The following is an 18,189-nucleotide window of genomic DNA, read 5'->3' as shown; positions in this document are numbered from 1 at the left end:
GCTACCTCCTCGAAATGCGGGCAAAACATCCCCAAACCCACAGCATGGGTGGGTTAAAAAATACTTAGTGGGTCGGTGTTGCGTGGCTGAAAGCTACAGCCAGAAAACGCTCAGGCAGGATGCGGCGCGGAATCAAAACAGCATCTCCGGTGAGTCGGTCAGTGATCATCACGGATGCACGATTTACATGCGCCGTGATGGATACCCGCTGAGGTGAGTTGATAGGTAGTTGCTTGAGTGCCGCCTGGACAAACTCAGTCGCCATAAACACCGGTACATCGAGCACGTGCATCAAATGCTGTACTGCCCGGTCTGTTAGTTGTGTGTCACCACTAAGGTGTTCGGCGTCATGGTTCTGCAGAAAGCACAGTGCGGCGTGCTGCATGGTTGAGCGGTAATCGGCAAGGTCTAGCGCTTGTTCGTTCACGTTTAAGCCTCCAACAGATCGAGCTGGGTTTCGTCGTTATTGCGCATCGACTCGCGCCGTATTGACGTAGGCGCAGCGGGAAGCTGCACCTGTGGGTTGGGCATGCCTGATGGACTCATCTGGTGAGTGATTTCAAACTGTGCCCGGAATGTCGCCCCGCAGGCTTCGTTGGTGCACTGCAAGTAAGCGGTGCGTAAACAAATGTGCTGGCCTTCACTTGTACGAATACGGATAGAGCCACGGCAGTGCGGGCAAACTAGCTTGTACGTGCTCACTGTTGCGGCCTCCGGTGCAGGGTGATGACTGCATCAACCTCTGAGTGGCGCGCGGCGATGTGCTGACGGTGGGCGTGGACTATCTCAGCCAGCTCGGCTTCATTGATCACACCGTCTTCCAAGGCTTTAGCGATCAATGCATCAACCGCACCGCGTTTGATGGCGGTGGCCATGCCGCGTGTGTAGAGGTCGAGGTTGTCTAATTGCTCTGCATCCGCCTGCTTAACGAACACACCGCCATACACGGCGCTAAGGTAGTCGGGCAGGTAGCTGGTTTGGGTTACTTGCTCAAGGGCGTGCAGTTGGTCATCTGAAAGCGGGCGATGCCCAGTGCTTTCATAGGCTTGGTTGTCGAACTTCTTGAGCTCTATACCGAGTAGGGCGGCGGCACCTTCACGTCCACCGGGGTAAGCATGAATGATCGCGCTAATGACTTTCCGGCGGCTGTTGGGTATTTGGCGTGGCATGTTCTCGTTTCTCCCTGCGCTCAGCCGCACTACTGTGCAACTACGCCTTCTTTGATGCCGAGTAGAACGGCGGCCCGGTGAGCTTCTCCTCGCGTGCCTTTCTTGCGGCCGTTAAGCAGGTCGCTCACAAGGTTTTTGTTGAGTCTGTGCAATCGGCTGAACTCGGCAATGGAAAGTCCTTGCCTATCGAAAGCTGTGCGTACTTGCTCGGGTGTGAGGAGTGCGTGCATAGTGTTCATATGTGTTCAAACGTGTTCATGAAGTACTGATTATGCACGCATTGATGTGCGTGTCAAAGGATTTTGCGTGCAAACGTGTGCATTTAGTGATCGCCTGCGCGAAGAGCGGGAGCGTTTGGGGTTGAAACAAGAAGAGCTTGGCCAAATAGGCGGAGTGAATCGCAACACCCAAGGCAAATACGAAAAAGGGGAAAGAAACCCCGATCTTGCATACCTGTCAGCAGTTGCGGGCATAGGTGTTGACGTGCTTTACGTCATAACTGGTGCTCGCACACCTAAAGCAGCGGAAAGCTTCTCAGCCGAAGAAGCAAAACTCATCGAGCATTACCGTGAATTACCAGAAGCCGACCGCGCTTCAATGCGGCGGATGGCTGCAGCTATGGCTGCGATGGGTAGAGAAGGGAAGTAGGGAAGCTTAGTTTGGGGAGTTCAGCATGGATGTGTTTTTGATATTTGTTGTCTCGATTGCTGCTGTTGCGGCGTTTGTGATGAATGTTCGGCGTACAAATGCCAAAGGACGGGAGTTGGGCCACCGCCCTAAACCTCTTACTGAAGCGCAGCGTAGGGCTCTCAAGCTTAAAGAGCGAAAAACTAATACGGGCGACCTGCCCCGAAGCATAAGCGTTCCTAAATCTTCACCGAGACAGTCAAGAGCCAACACCCGTGCTATTAGCGCAGGTTGGAGCATTGGCGAGGTGGCTTTTACTTACGAAGACTCGTCGGGTGACATCAGCTATCGGACGGTTACAGTTCACTCAGTTTCCACTACGCACCTCAAAGGTGAGTGTCATGAAAAGCAGGCCGAGAGAACCTTTCGACTGGAACGAGTTATTGGTGATCTGACTGAATGCAAAACAGGCGAGATACTCAGCCCCAAAAAATGGGCACGACGATACGTATAGCCGGTAGTGCTGCCGGTGCATTTGTTTTAAGCGAAATTGAGTTTCTGCATTTGCTTGATACGGGTTAAATACTGTGTTGACCTTTTTTATTTCCACTGAATTATGAATGGTTATGGAGTGTGTATGACAGCTGAGATTGGAGAACCATGGTCTAAAGATAAAATGGAGAGGAAAGGGGTTGCAAAATTCTTAACTCATTACCTCGACAACAATATTGATATAAATGTGTTGAATGTGAATGCTCCATGGGGAGCCGGTAAAACTTTTTTTCTCGAAAACTGGTGTGCTGGATTACAGTCAGAAAGAGCAGTAATTTATTTTAATGCTTGGAAGCATGATTATGCTGGTGATGCTTTCATTGCATTAACAGCCTCAATAAATGATGCGTTGGTGAAGTATATTCCCTTAGCGAAAGCGGAGGAAGAGCTTAAAGAGTTCAGAGGTAAGGCTGTTGGTGTAATTAAGGCAGCAACCCCAGCGTTAGCCAAAGGAGTTATTAAAAAATTTACCGGTGTTGATGTTTCGGTTTTATCAGAAATTTTAGAGTCTGATGCGTTGGGTGATGCAACCGAGAAAGCTCTAGAAGAGCTGTTGAAAAGTAACCGCAAGACAATGCAAGTGGTAGACGACTTCAAAGAAAAATTTTCTAGTTTAGCTAGTCAAGCTTCAGAGTTTCAGGCTAAAAAGGCAAATGTTGATGTAAGACCTCTCTATATTTTTATTGATGAGCTTGATAGGTGTAGACCAACATTTTCTATTGAGTTACTTGAGCGAGTAAAGCATTTTTTTGACGTTAAAGGGTGCAAGTTTATTATTGCATGTGACTTAGAACAGCTTCAGCATTCTATTGGTGCAGTTTATGGTAGTGGGTTTGAAGGAGGTAAGTATCTTAAACGGTTTTTTGATGCCGAATATTCACTCAGTTATTCTAACCTTGACGCTCTGATTAAGTCGTTAGAGATTGATGAAAGTAGTTTGGCGGATATTCCTGTGTTGGTAAGCCAGGAAGATCAAAATGGTTTTTATCGGCCTAGGGATAGATCATCGATTGCACCGTCTGCAAAATCAGTTCTCGCCGGTGCGCTAGATCTGAATAAATATCAAGTTGTGCTTCTGGCAGTGGCTAAAACATTCAATATTAAGCCTCGTGAGTTTGAGAAGTGTTTCAAACAGTTAACAGCAATTCGCACAGTTGCTGAGCTTGATTTTGATCTGTTTTTTGCTTTTTATCTTATTGTATTCAGAGATGAGGCTCCTACTCAATACAGACAAATTTTGGAGCATAATGCTACTGAAGACTGGAATATAATTGAAAGTAAATATCCATCGAGGGAGCTTTACTCTGGAGGAGCTAATGATCCTATTCATAGTCTTGCGAAAAGATACTTTCACTTGATGCATAAAAGCACCTCTGAAATACAAAAGCTAATTCAACAAGACGAAAGTCATGGAACAATGAAGTCATTTGTTCTATGGCGATTCAATGGAAAGGGATACGGAACTATGAAAAAATATCCGAATTATGTTGATCTTGCACATAGCATCGCCTAGAAGAACTATTAGTGAAGTGCGGTTTTAAGTTGTTTGAAAAGAAAAATTATTTTGATAGGTGCTGATATTACTGCAAAGTCACACAGATAATAGATTGCTCCCAGGGCAAGTCTCACGGTACTGCAATTGTATCGATCGCCTGTATAATCTGTATGGAGTAATGCTATGGAAAATAATAATTTGCCAGCCTCAAAGGAAGGCACCAGCCAGATCGAAATTCTTGACGAGCACGAGCTGCTATTGGTTTCTAGGTTTAGATGTATGACTAGCCAACAGCAACAGGATTTGATGCGGTTATGTGAGGTTTTTTGGTTACAAAGTGAACGCTGGCGGCTGATGTGTTAGCCCAAGGTTATCCATGATGCAATGTGGTGGAAGCTCTAAATGGAGCTTCCATCCAAGTAACTAATTTTTTTCTACCCTTTTGTACTCTTCTGAAACACTCTGGACTGTCCTCCATTTTATATCACATTCAATGGGAGTGAACGTATAACCTAGCTTCTCATCTGGAACTGCGATTATTGCCTTCCCCGTTTCTACGTAGGCAATTTTTGCACCATCAATATTTTCGACTCCGCATTTCTCAGCCCTGGAATGGAAGCTAGCTTGCACCAGTTCTTTTCGAATTTGTTTTTCTGCCCACGGTGTTTTTAATACGTATTCCATTAAGTTTAGTGGGGCCAGGGCAAGCATTGCAAAGCCGCAGGCAAGTATGTAGCCATTTGACGAGCTGTTAGTTTTATTATTTGGCAAGGGTGTTAATGAGTAAGTTTTTTTATTGGAGCTAGGGCTCGGGTTTTTAATGGTAGTTCCTAAAAGGGCTACTGCATATACTGCTATTGAAAATATAGCAGTGGTAATAATCCAAGCGACAGGCAGCATAACTATCGTAAGCCATGCCAAGCCCGTTGGTATTTCGCTTGCTCTTATATTGGTTAAGTTGACGACAATGTTTTCTGCATAACTCGTTGCACGTGATATGTTAATTGTCACTACTAATGCTAGAGCAGAGTTGAACAGGTAAGTGTATTTCTTGTAAGTGCCCTTAACTGTTGCTGAGTTTGCAATTATTAGTATGGATAGTATTAGTATTACGGTGAGGGATGTTATTCCGGTGTAAGTCGCAATTGCGCTATGAGAGTTCACTACAGCTTTGTAAATGAACGCGGGCATTAGCACTGCAAAAACGACAGCCACTAAAATGAGGTGGCGTGATTGATTGTCGCTGTAGCGTATTTTTCTTGCGATAAAGCCAATTGCTGACTTGTTAGGGAAGCCCTGCTTGATTGCAAGGTGAGCACTCAATCCGAATAGAAATGGTATGTACAAAAAAAATAGCGCAATAAAAAAGAAGCCTTCCATGTCTGTGTTCTCCTCGCATTGATTTTTAACTCGTGAGGAGGGTGAAGAATTTCACTTTCTTAGTAAAGCGCCACTACAAAATTTTTAACGCCTCCCGGTCAACCGCCTTTTGAGCACCGCCCTTGCTTGCATACAAGGTCGTAAGCCGCTTTGGCGCGGTTTGATCACCCGCTGTGATTTTCTTCTGAACTCCTGTTTTTATCTCTCGATACCACGCCAGCACGCCTGTGTACTTCTGCTCTGCATCACTGACCAGAGCATCGTCATCGGGCAACTGCGACTCAAGCTCAAGGTTTGTGGTGTAGGCCTCGGGCGTAAATGAATGGGTGACGTTGCTGCCCAGCCAAATAATGGCTCCAATATCGGCTTTGATGCCGCTGAGGCTGTAGGTGAGTTCTGGGATTAGATCAGCTCGGCCTCGGGCCAATGTGTAACTGAGCGTCGCGCTGCCGCGCTGTAAGCGTTGCCACTCAGCCTTGGCTGCGCGTAATGCGCTGTCGCGGTCGGTAAAGGTGTGGCGCAACGTTTTGGCGTTGTCATCGGTACCGGCAATGGCTTCCAGGCGCTGGGCGCTGTTGGTTTGGTAGTAATAGGCTTTGGCACCGCTGTAGCTGTTGCGGTCTGCCGCCAGGTAGCGGTGTTGGTCGCCGTCTTTACGGGTGAGGCTGATGTGCGGCAAGGCCAGGCCACTGGCCGATGTGCTGGCTCCAGTGGGCAAAAACAACAAACGGCCAGCTTTGATGCTGGCGATGGCGTCGTTTTCATGTGCCAGGCGGGTGAGCAGGTTGAGGTCACTCTCTACGGTTTGGTCGAGGTGCGGCAAACTTACAGCCGCCAGCGCCACTTCGATTAACGGTTGCAGGGCGTATTCCACGGCAATAGCGTTGATGATTTGGCCAAGGGTTTGTTCGTGCCAGCTGCGTTCGCGCTTGCGTGCCAGGCCTTCGCGCATGTCTGCACTTCGGGCGCGGATGTTGAGCACGTCGGGCGCGCCGCTGTGCTCGACTTCATCCACGGTGTAAGTGCCTTTGTCGATCAGCCCGGTGTCACTCCAGCCAAGCCATAAGCGCACCACCGCACCGCGTGGCGGGATTGCGAGCAGACCATCGTGGTCGCTGAGGCTTATGTCGAGCGTGTCGGTCTCAAGGCCTCGGTTGTCGGTGAGGCTGATGCTGCTCAAGCGGGCGTTGACCATGGTGGTGATGTCCCGGCCATCGACTATCAGGCGACAAACCGGGGTTGGATAGCTGAGATCTTGGCGCAGCTGGTCGGCTTGGCTGCGTAGCTCACCGAGGGCTTGATCGATCATCGCAGCAGGTCGCCAATGTTGCCCAGCACGCTACCAAGTAAATCAATACGGCCTTCATCTACGCGGGTGAGTTTGAGTGAGAACTCAATGCGCCGTGCGGCACCATCCCTGAAAAACAGAGTTTTGGTTTCGCTCATGGATTCGATCACGTAAATGCCGTAGATGCGCCCAGTGCCTTCGATCAGCGGCCAGGCTTTGCCTGTGTCGGCCATGATGCGCAAGGCGTCGAGGCTCAGGGTTTTGCCCGCCAGTTCGGGCAGCAACACACCGGGCAGGGTGATGAGATCATCGCCTGGGCCAATGTATTGCCGAGCAGGGCGGGCGCCAATGCGTGATGTGCTGCTGTGGCGCCAGTCTGTTTCGCGCTGAAACTCTTGGTAGGCCAGTGTTTGCATGCCGAATACGAACATGCCGAGGGTCATCATCATGCGGGAGTACTCCGGTTATTCGGTATCAAACAGGGCGCTACGCACACGCGCGGCCTTGCTGCGCTCACGCTCGTTGAGCAGCTTGTTGATGATTTGCTCCAGCCCTGCGGTGTCGGTACCGGGCGTGGCTTGAATAGTGATTTGTATGCTGTCGCCCGCAATGCTGATGGCCGGTTTGCTGTTGCCTGCTGCAAGCGGTGGGCGTTGGTCTAGCGCGACGGCGCTACCGGCGCTCATACCCAGGGTAAGTGCGCCTGCTTGCGCGAGTTGCTTGCCAATGCTGGTGATGCTGGCCAGTGGGCCGTTCTGATTGCGCTCGATGCCTTGGCTGAGCCCTGCCATAGTGAAGCCGCCCAGCTCTGCGAATACACGCGATGGGCTGTGAATACCCAGCTTTTCTTTAAACCAGCCGATGGTGGATTCACCGGCGCCGGTGATGGCGCTTTTAACGCTGCCCATCGCGCCGGTGATGCCGCTCACCAAACCGGCAATCAGCATGGCGCCAAAGTCGCTGAACTTTGCCGGTAGCTCAGCGCCGAAATAGTTCATAACGCCCGAGAAGGCACGGTAAAACAAACCTACGGGGCTGAAATTAAGAATGGTTGTGGCCATGTCTCCCAACCCACCGCTAAAGCCCTGTTTAAGCTCCGCCCAGAGGCCTTTGAAATAGGGGCCTACGGTGTCCCAGTTGCGGTAAATCAGGTAGGCGCCACCAGCAATAGCGGTGATGGCCAGCCCGATTGGATTGAGTAGCAGCGCACGGCCAATAAGCATGATGCCCTTGGCGACTAAGGGCAAAGCTTTGCGGCCAAGGGCTAGCAGCGGCGACAACAGGCCAGCACTGCGGATGCCGAACAGCATGAGGCCATAACGCACCATAGCGAACGGGCCGAGTATGCTGGCCATGGCTAATGTAAGGCCACCCATAACGGCCATTACTAAACCAAGGCCAGCTGCTGTTTTGACGATTCCGCTGGCCAACTTTGGGTTTTCTGCTACCCAATTTTTAATGCCACCCAGTACGCTGGTGACTGATTGAGCTAACTGTCGGAACGGGCCATCCTGCTGCTCTTGGATCTGAATGCCGAGGTCATCCCAAGCGCTGCCTAGTGCGGTGACGTCGCCTTTTAGGTTGTCGCCAATCACCTTAGAAGTTTGATGTGCTTCTCCACGGGTATCGCGCAATGTGCTGATGAACTTTTGCAGTTCACCGGTACCGGCTTGTTTGACCAGCACCTGCAGCCCGCTGACGGCTTCTTCGCCGGCAATGCCTTTGAGCAAACCTGCGCGGTCGGCGTCACCCATGGTTTTAGTTTTTTCGTAAATCTCCTGCAGTACAGTTGGCATATCGCGCAGGTTGCCCTGGGCATCTTTGGCGCTGATGCCGAGTTTGTCGAGGGCTTTAGCTGCCATTTTGGGCGGCGCCGATAGGCGGCTGATGATGGCCCGCAATGCGGTACCGCCCATGCTGCCTTGTATCCCCGCATCACCGAGTTTACCGGCCATGGCCGCTACGGTTTCAATGTCTTGACCAACGCTTGAGGCTACGGGCGCCACATATTTCATGGTTTCGCCGAGCATTTGCAGGTTGGTATTGGACCGGGTGAAGCTGCCGACCAACACATCACCAAGACGCCCCGTTTCTTTGGCCTGCAGGTTAAAGCCGGTGAGAATGTTTGAGGCGATGTCTGCGGTTTCTGCTAGGTCACTGTCACCTGCTTTGGCCAGGTCGAGCATGCCGGGCATGGCGTCCTGAATGGCTTGCGGTTTAAAGCCCGCCATACCGAGAAAGCCTTGGGCGTTGGCAGCTTCTACAGCCGTGAACTGGGTGCTACTACCGAGCTGGCGGGCTTGTGCGCGCAGGGCTTTGAGCTCGGGTGACTCTTTATCAAGCCGGGTGAGGGCTTGCACCTTGCTCATGCTGGCGTCGAACTCAAGACCAGGTGCCAGCATGCGGGCGCCGCTATAGAGAATGGCGCTGCCGGTGGCCAGCCCAGCTGCGCCACTGCCTGCCATGCTACCGGCCATTTGCTGGGTTCGACTGTATTGCTGGCGAGCGCGGGTTAGGCGTTCTTGCTGGCGGGTGAGCTGCTGCATACGCCTGCGTTGCTGCTCAAGCTGGTTGTTGCTGCTGCGGATTTCCTCGCGCAAACGGCGCTCAGAGTCGCCCAGCTGCCGGGTATTAACGCCCGTTTCGCGCAGGGTTGCGCGCAGCTGTTGGAGTTTTCTGTTTTGTTCGGTTTCTTGTTGGCCAAGCTGTTTGAGGGCTTGGCGGGACTGCTCGAATTCTCGACGTAGTGCGCGTGACGGGTTGCTGGTTTGCGCCAGCTGACGGCCCAGCAGTTGGGTGCGCTTGCGCGCTGCATCGAGCTGGGTGCGGGTAGAGGTGAGCCCGGCGCGTAGTTCGCGGAACTCACCTATTTGCTTTTGAGTGGCGTTGAGTGCCTTTAACCGTGTATTGGTGTCGCGCATGGCTTGGCCAGTGCGCTGGGCTTGTTGACTGATGCTGCGGAACGGCCCGGATACACGATTTAAGGCCTGCAGGGTGACTTTAAGGGTTAGATCGCGCGCCATGCATTAGCTCCCAGCGTTCTCGGGCGCGCTCGCGCCATCCAATCAGTTCGGTTAATGACATGCTGTTCATGTGCTCTGGCGCCCAGTGGAACACCAGAGCAATGTCTGCCATTGCGTCGTCTACGCCTCGGGGGAGTCCGCCTGCGCAGGCGTGCCCTTCACTTGCAAAAAAACGGCAATGGCATCCGCGCATTCGGTGAGGTTGTAAACATCCATGGCGGCAACGTCTTGCTCAGTGATGCTCGGCTCGCTGATGCGCGGTACCACGCGGATTACTGCGTTGACATCGCCTTGCAGCAGGTCACTCAGGCGCAGGCCACGCAGCTCACCGGCGCCGGGTTTGCGCAGGGTAATAGAGGTGGTTTTTTTGCTGCCGCGTGCAATGGCGTTGACCAGTTCAATGGGGGCGCTGTATTCGGGCTTGCTCATGGGGTTGCTCCTTTGGGTATTGCCGGAAATGGCGCCACGGTGGTGGCGCGCATGGGGTTAGCGGTGGGTTAGAGGCCGATGGCCTTGCGCTGCTCGGCGAGAAGATCTTCACCGTTGACCAGGAACACGAAGTTGAGCAGGTCGATTTCTACTTCGGTGTTGCCGTCTACGGTGAGTTTGTAATAGGCGCAGGTGGTGGTGATTTTGTGCTCGGTGTCTTCACCGGGCTCGGCGTCGCCAAAGTCGATTTCTTCGTGTCGGCCACGCACTACAACCTCAACAGCGGAAACCTCGCCGGTGTCGTCACGCTGTACGGCACCTGCCCAGCGCAGTTGCACGCCGGTGGCGGAAATGGCGCCGTATTGGCGCATGGCGGTTAGATCCCATCCGCCGAGGGACCATTCAAGCTGGATGCCGTCATCGCTGTGGCCCATATCGGCTTTCACTGGACCATCCATACCGGCACCGCGCCAGGCTTCCATCTTGCGGCCGAGTTTTGGCAGGGTGACGGTTTTAGCAACGCCCATGTAGCTGTTGGCGTCGTTGAACAGGTTCATGTTCTTTAATTTTTTGGGCAGGGCCATGGTGGCGCTCTCCTAAATAGTTGCCGGGTGCGGCCTATGGTTAACCGCCGATGCGGCTGGCGAAGTCGACCAGGTAACGGTCGGTGATGCGCTGGCGTAGCAGCAGGTTTTCCAGCGGCGGCACGGGGGTGTAGTCGTAATCGAGGTAGAGCTTGCCGGCTTTGAGCGTGGTGGCGTCGTTGGCTGATTCGTCATACCAGCACTCGCCATCAATGATGTAGCCCTGAGACTTGAGCTCACGGAACTTGGCGTTGATGCCTTCCATGATGTCGCGCACCAGGCTTGGGTGCATGGGCTTGTCTACTGCCCACAAGTGCGCCTCGGCCATGGTGTCTGCCAGTACCTGTGCAGTGCGGGTGTAGTTCTCAAAGGCAAACAGCGGATCATCGCTGCAGGTGCGCGAGCCCCAGAAACGGAAGCCGCCTTCACGGATGAGGGTGGTTACATCGTTTTCATTGAGCAGGCCTGCGTCGGTGGCTGGGTTTTGCATATCCCAGAACACGTCTTTGTTGATGCCGGTGACACCGTTTACCGGGATGTTGGAAATGGTTTTGTGCCAGCCCACTTGCTCATCGAGCTTGGCGCGCAGGCCAAGTGCGCGGGCAACAGCTGGGGCGGTGGCCGTGGCTTCGGCTACGGTGTCGAATGACAAGAAGTCGGGCCAGATGAGCATCAGCTCACGGGCGCCAAAGTTGTCGCGGTAGGCCACGGCATCCTCTTTGGTGGCGCACTCCCAGCAACTGGCATAGGCGAAGGCGCGCAGCTGTTGAGCAACGGCAACCAGTTCGGTGGTGACTTCCTGCGAATCAAGCCCAGGCACACCGAGAATGCGCGGTGTAACGCCCAGTTTGGTTTTAGCTGCGAGAAGCGCTTTAAGGCCGGTGAATTGGCCCTCAGCAGTCACTGTGCCGATGATGTTGGCGGTTGTGCCGGCGGCGTCTTCGCCTTCTTCCACACGCACAACGATGGTGAACGGGCTGGCGTTGTCGGCAATGGCGTCGAGGCTAGCGGCCAGTGTGCCTTGGGTTCCGGCGTTGCCAATGGCGCTGAGTACATCAGTAAGCAGTACCGGGGTGTTAAGCGGGAAGGTCACCGCGTCGGCGTCGGCAGCGGTGCAGACCATACCAATCACAGCGGTTGAGATTGTACGAATAGGGCGCGTGCCCACGTTGATTTCGATGACGCGAACGCCGTGGTGGTAATCGGTTGCCATGGGCGGCTGCTCCTGCGCGGCTTGTTGAGCGAATCTGTGGCTGAGTCGCGGCCCAGAGTGCTGAGCCATTGAGCCTGCAGGGTGACGCGCGCGCGGGAGCAGGGCGAGTGGTTGGCGTTGTCAGGGAAAGGTTTACACCCTCTCGCTTAGGTTAAGACTCATGAGGAGATGGGATTTATCCCTCTGGCAATTCATCTATGTTTGTCGAGAACTTAGCAATTAGCTTCTTAGCTAATGAAAGCTTAACAAGGGATAGTAATGAGTAAACTGCGAAGCTACCACCAACTGTTAATGTGAAAATTAAAGGTAATGTGATTTTTTCGAAATCCATTTTTGATATAGGGATAAGTAATAGTGGGGAGAGGGCAAAGTAACTAAATACAATATAGGTTATCCAGTGGAGAACTTTAAGCCCCATGCGTTTATATTTGTTTTGATAACACGGCCGGTAATCAATTTTGCTCGACTGTTCATTCTCATAAAACTTTAAATATTCATGAGAAAAAATATAGTTCTGTAAGGCTCTTTCGGGCGAATCTTTTTGATTGATTATATATGCCGCTTCATTTGCGGACAGTTTAGTACTCCCTGCAATAGCTCTAAATCCTCTGTCTATCACAAGTGGGTGCTGATTCGGCGTTCTGGTTATATCTTCTATGAAGTCTTTAGCGAATCGATATTCGTCTTTTTGCTTTGAGCTGCTTGTAAAAGACAAATTCTTAAACGCTACCCATGCAGTTGCTAGTGGAATGATAATGGTTGATAGCTTGTAAAAAAGATCTAGCGTCATATAAGGATCCAATTAGATTTGTTTAGGATTATGTTTCTTGCCTAGCAAAATCTTAGTTGTTTAGGGGTGACAATAATCGCCCTGTAATGTCAATTACTCTTTCATCGTCAAGTACTGGGCCTCGTAAATTAAGGATGTTGGCGTTTGTATGCTTCCTGAATGGGGCGTAATCGTTAATAACACCGTGAGGGATAGATACAGCTTCAATGATTTTGAAGTTCTCATCAAATATTACGGCAATAAGTACATCAAAGTCTTTCATCGCAAGGTTACGGATAGCGCCTAGCTGACGTGATTTGTTGCGCTGAGTTACGCGCCGCCCTTTGATCTGGATGCGTGTTCCTGTCGGGGATAGCGCGTCGTAACCGGCAGATGAATTGTTCGCCAGTTCCAACCCTAAAGCCTTTGCGACTAGCCACTCAGTGTAATCCCCAATCGGATTGTTTGACGTTCGTACAACCCCACGGCTTCTGAGTTCCTCAACAGCGGACACCTGGAGGTTGAGGAGCTCGGTAATGGACAGTTCAGTTAGGTTCATACAACCTCACGCTCGATGCTAGAAGGCACAGATAGGTTGTCGAACTTATCATCAATTGCTGCAGCTATATGGAATTATCACCTGTATTTTTGATGATGGATTCAAGCGCTGTAACTGTTGAAGCCGCTATGTCGTTCGCTAACTCATAATCGCCAGCGGCCATAGCCGCACGTACTTGCTCTTTGCCGCTCAATCGGGTTTCTCGCAGACTGTAAAGCGCCTCATCAAACGCTGCCGACTTAGCAAGAATGCTATCTGCCGCTTGCTGCGCTGTACGGCCATTGATCGCCCAGGCGGAAACGGTGCGCGGGACTGATTCATCAGGGTAGCCAGCGTCTTTGAAGTCTTGAGCCTCGATTGCGGCACGCTCGTATTCAGTTGCCCGCAATGGGTCACCGATTATGGCAAGGCGGGTAGCGTCGGCGGCGGCATCAATGTTCTTACAGAGTTCTGGGGTAGTTAAGACAATAGGTACTGGGGCAGTCAGGATTGGGTTGCCAGAGTCATCCCCCGTGATTACTTGACCAGCAGATTGCCCAGCCATTAATGCTTCGTGAGACTTTCGAGAGACTTCAACCACGTCAGACGGCATGCTCGCGTGGACTGCACCGTCATAAAATCCACCAGTAGCTTTCGAAAAATAGAGCATAAATCCCCCGGGGGCTAATAACCGATGGCAAGCACAGCCGGGCTCATGCTTCCGGCTGATGTGTTGTTGTTATAAATAGTGGCTTGAGTTAGACCCACATCACCGAATGACGGCATAGAAAGCCCGGCAACTACTCCTCCGCGATACCCCGCAAATAACTGTCTGCAACTACTTGGGAAAGCGATTGGAAAAGTCACAACTGAAGACGAGCCAGACGCAGTGGGAGGAGCTGTCATCCATTGAAGAATGAGTCCGCCCATCCATGTTGGAAATGCGATATACCCGCTGCTACTCAGTACTGTGGAAAAGCCCATACGAAGCTTTTTAGGCGTGACGAGAATGTCATCCATAATCCCAGCTTCGACCTCTGCCTGTGTGGCAATTCGCAGTACCCCACGTAGTACTTCTGTTGCATTTGCTGTAGCAGAGCGCAGCGCCTGGAATACACGCAGCGGTGTCATTTTCTTACTGTTGTCTTCGCCTGCCTCTGCTTGCGGCTTGGTGGCGATGGCGTCACCTAAATCAACATAGGCGCGTGTTGCCAGCACCACGCTGGGGTCAATTTTCAGTTGCACGCTGGCCGAGCTGGTGACGATGAGGTTCATGCGCACCACTTGCGTGCGGCCTGAGCCTTGGCTCAGCAGCGGTTTGAAGCTGGGCGCGCAGTTGGCGATTGCGACCAGGTCATTATCGGCGTCGTATAGCCCAATCTCACGAATCCACCAGCCGCCAACTTCTGCAGGGATCACTTGCTCTGCGATGATTATCGCGGCGTTTTGTGGATCAATACTGAGTTGATTGAGCGGGGCGCGGCGGCGCTCGTTGATGAGTGCGGTTTGCTCGCGGTCTGGGATTGGTTCGGTGCCATTGGCATCGCCAACGCCGAGCTGGGTAATTTGCCAAGCAATGCCCAGGGCATCGGCATTGGCTTGTTTGGCCTCACCAACAGCGGTGAGGATGGCGAAAAACTGGCTGTTCTGGTCTGTCATGGCTTTATGTCCACGGGGCTATGTCCATTGTGTCGATGCTGTGTTCGCGGCCTGCATGGCCAAAGGAGCCGGTGACTTCGATGTCACGCGATTGCGGCGGGTACACGGTGAGTTCATCGCCTTCGGTGATGCAGCTGCCAACATGCAGGTAGCCGCTGGTTTCCAGGCTAATGGCGAGGCCGGTGAGGTGGCGGGTGAGGGGTTTGGCGTCGTCTATAAGGCGCACAAGCTCGGTGTACATCTCTTCGGTGATGCCGGTTTCCAGCACACCCACCAACAACTGGAAGGTGCCGGGCTCGCCCTGGGGGACGGTTTCCCACCATTCGAGTACTTCAATCAGATAACCCAGCGGCTCAACCACGCGGCGCAGCGCACCGATGGTGCCTTTGTGGGCGTGAATGAAAAACGCGCCGTCGATGGCTTTACGCTTTGTTGTCTCTGGCCAGTTGCTGTCCCAGCGATCCACCGAAAACGCCCAGGCTAGATACGGCAATAAATCGACCGGGCAGGTGGCGGGGTTCCACAATTGGCGCAGTGGAACCGGTACCCGCTCGATGTTGGCCAACGCCTGTGCTGCAGCACGCTCAAGTGCGGTGCTGTTGGCGGGCATTAGCGAATGGTAGGTGCTCACGCTTGCAGCTCTGCGAGGGTGACGGTGGTGGCGGTGCAGTAAGCGGCGCTGGTCTCATTCGGCGGGATGTCTACCCAACCAGTCAGCTCGACATAGCGCACGCCCTCAACATGCAAGGCCGCATCTAATGCTGAGCGGTAAACACCTTGGCCAAGGCGACGTCGCTGATTTACATAGGCGGCGAGGGCGTCTTGAGCAGCTTGCAGCACAAGCTCTGACTCGGGCGTTAGATTGTCTACAAACAGTTGAGCGTTGACGGTGTAGGGCACTACGGTGGCGCTCTGCACGGTTACGCGGTCGCACACGGGGCGCACGTCTTCATCATTAAGCGCAGCGGTCACTGCATCGAGCACGCTTTGGTCGGCGCTTCCATCACCGATGGCTGATTGCACCGTGATGGTGGCGTAACACGGCGCTGGGCTGATGACGGATGCATCCGCGACACGGCCATCAGCGCTGCGGGCGTGGAATATGTAGGCGTTGCGTGGGCCTGCCGTGCTCAGGCCTTCGAGTGCCATTTGGGTGCGTTCGCGCAGGCTGTCGTCGCCTTCCAGCACAGATGCAACCGGTGGCGTAGCGTTTGGGTTCGCTGGGGTGATGATTAAACGGCTGACGTTATAGCGGGCGGCGATCTGTTCCAGGTCATTCCCAGTGGCAAAGGCCAGCATCACGGCGAGGGCCGATTCATTGACGCGCTGGCGCCAGTTCAGTTCGCGGTAGCTGTTCTCTTGCAGCAGCTTGACCAGGGGTTCTGACTCAAGCTCCAGGCGGGCGGCGATGGTGGCCTGCTGATCTGCTGGGAACAAGTTAATCAGTGCAGTTTTTCGTTCGGCAAAGATCACTTCATAGTCGAGCGGCTCAACTACCTCGGGTGCGGGCAACAGTGACAGGTCTATCGGGCTGAAACTGCTCATGCAATTGCTCCCATTACCAACGGTACTTGCAGGCTGATGGCTTCGTTGGTGTCGATGCGGGTGCCCTCTAGATCAATAATCGCTTGGCTGGCCTCGTTGCCCTGGCTGATTTGCACGCGGCTGATGCTGAGCCGTGGCTCCCAACGCATGACGCCCATGGCAATGGCGGCATAGGCGCGCAGCTTGGTAGTGCCGTTGAATGGCTGGTCGATCAATTCCATCAACTGACTGCCGTAATCGCGGCGCATCACTCGGCTGCCAATGGGCGTAGTGAGAATGTCGCTCACGCTCTGGCGCAGGTGGTCGAGGTCGCCAATGGCGCTGCCGTTGTTGCGGTTCATACCGGGTTACCTGTTTGCGCATTGCCTGCGGTTACGCCGGTGTGTTTATGGTTAACCAGGCTAACGCCAGCGGCGATGACATCAACGCTCACGGTTACTTTGCCGGTGACGTTTTGGTTTCCGGTTTGGGTGTAGTCGCCCTCATGGGTGATTGGCCCTTTGATGGAGATACCGCCGAGGCTTTCCAGCTCAGTTGTGCCCTTAGGCGGAAGAATGGCCCGCAGGTGATGGGCGACGTGGTCGTATTCAATTAGCGCGCCGTCTGGGTATGTGGTGAGGTCTTTTGCTGGGCTGTTGCTTGGCGCTGGGTTTTCAGTCGAGTTGAGGCCGAGCAACACAATGCCTTGCGCTGGGTCACCGCTGGGGCTGAACACCATGCATTGCTCGTTAAGCGTTGGCGGGTTCCAGATGCGAGTAGTACCGGCGCGCAGGTTGAACCACGGCAACCAACCAGTGGTGATTGCGCCAGTAGTTACCCTGCAGAGCGGCATTTTTTGCTGTGCTGGGTCGCCATGGTCGACCTCGGCAATGGTGCCAAGGCGGATCATGTTGTCGAGGCGGCGGGTTATTTCGGTGAGCAAGTTCATGTCGCCATGATTGCTTGCTCGCGTGTGCGGTGCACTGCGTGGGAATTGTAGCGGGGCGGGTTACAATGAGAGCTAGTTGTTGGAGACAGTGCAGTACTAGGAAAAATAATACGCAGATTTTACGAGAAGACTGAACATCGTTAGTAATATTAGTCATGTATTACTATGTGGATGAATCAAAACTCTGGAAGTCAGGCAGAAGGCTGTTTTGCTCAAGGCAGTCATAAATAGGCTCTACTGTGAGAACAGCAAAATAACCTGTTTCTGAAGAATTCCCATCTTTGACTAGGGATTGCGTAACCATGCCAAGTAGTGCGGTTCCACTCTTTTCATTGTCTTCGTTATAGGCAACCATTACAGGGCCGCCACTGTACCCGCCTCTGGCCATGCTCGATATTATGAAGTGAGGATGCTTGGTGCCTGCGTAAAGATCAACAAGCGCATTAACTTCCCCACTTGACGCGAAAAGAATGGGCCGATCTGAAAAAGGGATTGGAGGATAACCCAGAGCTAACGTTCTATACAGAACTAATTCATATTGGGTAAGGAAGTCATCTAAGTGGCTACCCAACGGAATAAATGAATTGGGCGTAACGTTTAGGGTGAAGCATGCAATGTCAATTTCAGGATTGTTATGGAAAAATGGTCCGCTAGTAATACATGTTTTTGGAATGCAGAAGGTCTCTGACCGTAAAGCATTATTAATTAGCAGTTGAGAGATTGAATTATCGTCAAACCCTATTTCATTTAGCTCCCGCCCTTCTAATACGTGCCGTGCGGTAATAAACACGCCATTCCCTACATGGAAAGCACTTCCGATTCCTTCGTCACCGTTACTATCAGTTGTAACGATGTACGCTACTGATCCTTTGTAAGCCGCGAAAGCTCGGCGTGTCCATAGTTTAAAACTCTCTTGTGACATGGGAGCTCCATAATGTAAAAACGGATGTTAGTGGGTAAGTTTTAGGCCGTTTAAGTGAGCACGTCAAA

The 18,189-nt window shown here is 52.6% G+C and carries 24 protein-coding genes and 1 pseudogene; 3 read left to right on the top strand and 22 right to left on the bottom strand.

All coding sequences use genetic code 11. From position 1 onward, the window contains the following. Window positions 1-64: 64 nt before the first annotated feature. From AACY26_RS05810 to AACY26_RS05795, 4 genes are read right to left on the bottom strand one after another with little or no spacing between them, the layout of a single operon-like run. Complete coding sequence (locus AACY26_RS05810; RefSeq protein WP_339511952.1) at window positions 65-427, bottom strand: hypothetical protein; 363 nt, start codon at window positions 425-427, stop codon at window positions 65-67. Between the two features lie 2 nt (window positions 428-429). Further along, on the bottom strand, window positions 430-702 hold the full coding sequence (locus AACY26_RS05805) for an ogr/Delta-like zinc finger family protein (RefSeq protein WP_339511950.1): 273 nt from the start codon (window positions 700-702) through the stop codon (window positions 430-432). Beyond that, window positions 699-1,169, bottom strand: a complete 471-nt coding sequence (locus AACY26_RS05800) for a YmfL family putative regulatory protein (protein ID WP_339511948.1) — start codon at window positions 1,167-1,169, stop codon at window positions 699-701. Before AACY26_RS05800 ends, AACY26_RS05805 begins: the two co-directional genes overlap by 4 nt. 29 nt (window positions 1,170-1,198) lie before the next feature. Further along, on the bottom strand, window positions 1,199-1,399 hold the full coding sequence (locus AACY26_RS05795) for a DNA-binding protein (RefSeq protein WP_339513092.1): 201 nt from the start codon (window positions 1,397-1,399) through the stop codon (window positions 1,199-1,201). A 76-nt stretch (window positions 1,400-1,475) separates the two neighbouring features. On the opposite strand from AACY26_RS05795, the gene AACY26_RS05790 reads away from it, so the two are divergent. From AACY26_RS05790 to AACY26_RS05780, 3 genes are all read left to right on the top strand, one after another. Beyond that, window positions 1,476-1,817 (top strand): helix-turn-helix domain-containing protein, encoded by a 342-nt coding sequence (locus AACY26_RS05790; RefSeq protein ID WP_339511946.1) that lies wholly within the window; start codon window positions 1,476-1,478, stop codon window positions 1,815-1,817. Window positions 1,818-1,842: 25 nt separating this feature from the next. Then, a complete protein-coding gene (locus tag AACY26_RS05785) occupies window positions 1,843-2,310 on the top strand; it encodes a hypothetical protein (protein ID WP_339511944.1) in 468 nt (155 codons plus the stop codon). 123 nt (window positions 2,311-2,433) lie between these two features. Further along, window positions 2,434-3,861, top strand: a complete 1,428-nt coding sequence (locus AACY26_RS05780; protein WP_339511942.1) for a KAP family P-loop NTPase fold protein — start codon at window positions 2,434-2,436, stop codon at window positions 3,859-3,861. Between the two features lie 405 nt (window positions 3,862-4,266). Here AACY26_RS05780 and AACY26_RS05775 read toward each other — a convergent pair whose 3' ends face one another. The 18 genes and pseudogenes from AACY26_RS05775 to AACY26_RS05695 all read right to left on the bottom strand — a co-directional run bounded on the left by AACY26_RS05775 (window position 4,267) and on the right by AACY26_RS05695 (window position 18,121). Beyond that, entirely contained in the window at window positions 4,267-5,223 is a 957-nt protein-coding gene (locus AACY26_RS05775) for a hypothetical protein (protein ID WP_339511940.1), read from the bottom strand. A 73-nt stretch (window positions 5,224-5,296) separates the two neighbouring features. Continuing rightward, a complete protein-coding gene (locus tag AACY26_RS05770) occupies window positions 5,297-6,532 on the bottom strand; it encodes a phage late control D family protein (RefSeq protein WP_339511938.1) in 1,236 nt (411 codons plus the stop codon). Further along, window positions 6,529-6,960: a phage tail protein gene (locus AACY26_RS05765; protein ID WP_339511936.1), complete on the bottom strand. Its 432-nt coding sequence runs from the start codon at window positions 6,958-6,960 to the stop codon at window positions 6,529-6,531. Before AACY26_RS05765 ends, AACY26_RS05770 begins: the two co-directional genes overlap by 4 nt. 15 nt (window positions 6,961-6,975) lie before the next feature. Beyond that, complete coding sequence (locus AACY26_RS05760) at window positions 6,976-9,534, bottom strand: phage tail tape measure protein (RefSeq protein WP_339511934.1); 2,559 nt, start codon at window positions 9,532-9,534, stop codon at window positions 6,976-6,978. After that, window positions 9,512-9,646 (bottom strand): GpE family phage tail protein, encoded by a 135-nt coding sequence (locus tag AACY26_RS05755; RefSeq protein ID WP_339511932.1) that lies wholly within the window; start codon window positions 9,644-9,646, stop codon window positions 9,512-9,514. Before AACY26_RS05755 ends, AACY26_RS05760 begins: the two co-directional genes overlap by 23 nt. An 8-nt stretch (window positions 9,647-9,654) precedes the next feature. Next, the gene (locus tag AACY26_RS05750) at window positions 9,655-9,963 is read right to left on the bottom strand and encodes a phage tail assembly protein (RefSeq protein ID WP_339511930.1); all 309 of its coding nucleotides are present in this window, start codon (window positions 9,961-9,963) and stop codon (window positions 9,655-9,657) included. Between the two features lie 68 nt (window positions 9,964-10,031). After that, window positions 10,032-10,547 carry a phage major tail tube protein gene (locus AACY26_RS05745; protein WP_339511928.1) on the bottom strand — a complete coding sequence of 172 codons (516 nt, stop codon included), beginning with the start codon at window positions 10,545-10,547 and terminating at the stop codon, window positions 10,032-10,034. Between the two features lie 40 nt (window positions 10,548-10,587). Further along, entirely contained in the window at window positions 10,588-11,760 is a 1,173-nt protein-coding gene (locus AACY26_RS05740; protein WP_339511926.1) for a phage tail sheath protein, read from the bottom strand. 175 nt (window positions 11,761-11,935) lie between these two features. Then, window positions 11,936-12,550 (bottom strand): hypothetical protein, encoded by a 615-nt coding sequence (locus tag AACY26_RS05735; protein WP_339511924.1) that lies wholly within the window; start codon window positions 12,548-12,550, stop codon window positions 11,936-11,938. A gap of 52 nt (window positions 12,551-12,602) precedes the next feature. Further along, complete coding sequence (locus tag AACY26_RS05730; protein WP_339511922.1) at window positions 12,603-13,088, bottom strand: DUF6998 domain-containing protein; 486 nt, start codon at window positions 13,086-13,088, stop codon at window positions 12,603-12,605. Window positions 13,089-13,152: 64 nt separating this feature from the next. After that, a complete protein-coding gene (locus tag AACY26_RS05725; RefSeq protein WP_339511920.1) occupies window positions 13,153-13,737 on the bottom strand; it encodes a hypothetical protein in 585 nt (194 codons plus the stop codon). Window positions 13,738-13,751: 14 nt separating this feature from the next. Next, window positions 13,752-13,997, bottom strand: a complete 246-nt coding sequence (locus tag AACY26_RS21350) for a gp53-like domain-containing protein (protein WP_445261289.1) — start codon at window positions 13,995-13,997, stop codon at window positions 13,752-13,754. Between the two features lie 261 nt (window positions 13,998-14,258). After that, window positions 14,259-14,726 (bottom strand): annotated as a pseudogene (locus tag AACY26_RS05720) (phage tail protein); the annotation flags it as partial. A gap of 4 nt (window positions 14,727-14,730) precedes the next feature. Beyond that, complete coding sequence (locus AACY26_RS05715) at window positions 14,731-15,336, bottom strand: phage tail protein I (RefSeq protein WP_339513091.1); 606 nt, start codon at window positions 15,334-15,336, stop codon at window positions 14,731-14,733. 17 nt (window positions 15,337-15,353) lie between these two features. Further along, window positions 15,354-16,271 (bottom strand): baseplate J/gp47 family protein, encoded by a 918-nt coding sequence (locus AACY26_RS05710; protein WP_339511918.1) that lies wholly within the window; start codon window positions 16,269-16,271, stop codon window positions 15,354-15,356. Then, window positions 16,268-16,612 carry a GPW/gp25 family protein gene (locus AACY26_RS05705; protein WP_339511916.1) on the bottom strand — a complete coding sequence of 115 codons (345 nt, stop codon included), beginning with the start codon at window positions 16,610-16,612 and terminating at the stop codon, window positions 16,268-16,270. The genes AACY26_RS05710 and AACY26_RS05705 overlap by 4 nt, the downstream gene beginning before the upstream one ends. Further along, entirely contained in the window at window positions 16,609-17,199 is a 591-nt protein-coding gene (locus AACY26_RS05700) for a phage baseplate assembly protein V (protein ID WP_339511914.1), read from the bottom strand. Before AACY26_RS05700 ends, AACY26_RS05705 begins: the two co-directional genes overlap by 4 nt. Window positions 17,200-17,362: 163 nt before the next feature. Further along, window positions 17,363-18,121, bottom strand: coding sequence for a S1 family peptidase (locus AACY26_RS05695; RefSeq protein WP_339511912.1), 759 nt, complete (start codon window positions 18,119-18,121; stop codon window positions 17,363-17,365). Window positions 18,122-18,189 lie beyond the last annotated feature (68 nt).

The sequence above is a fragment of the Pseudomonas sp. RL_15y_Pfl2_60 genome (genome assembly GCF_963970595.1).
In the GTDB taxonomy this organism is placed as follows: Bacteria; Pseudomonadota; Gammaproteobacteria; order Pseudomonadales; family Pseudomonadaceae; genus Aquipseudomonas.
Note: the sequence above shows the minus strand (reverse complement) of the source record. Positions and strands in the feature narration are given on the sequence as shown.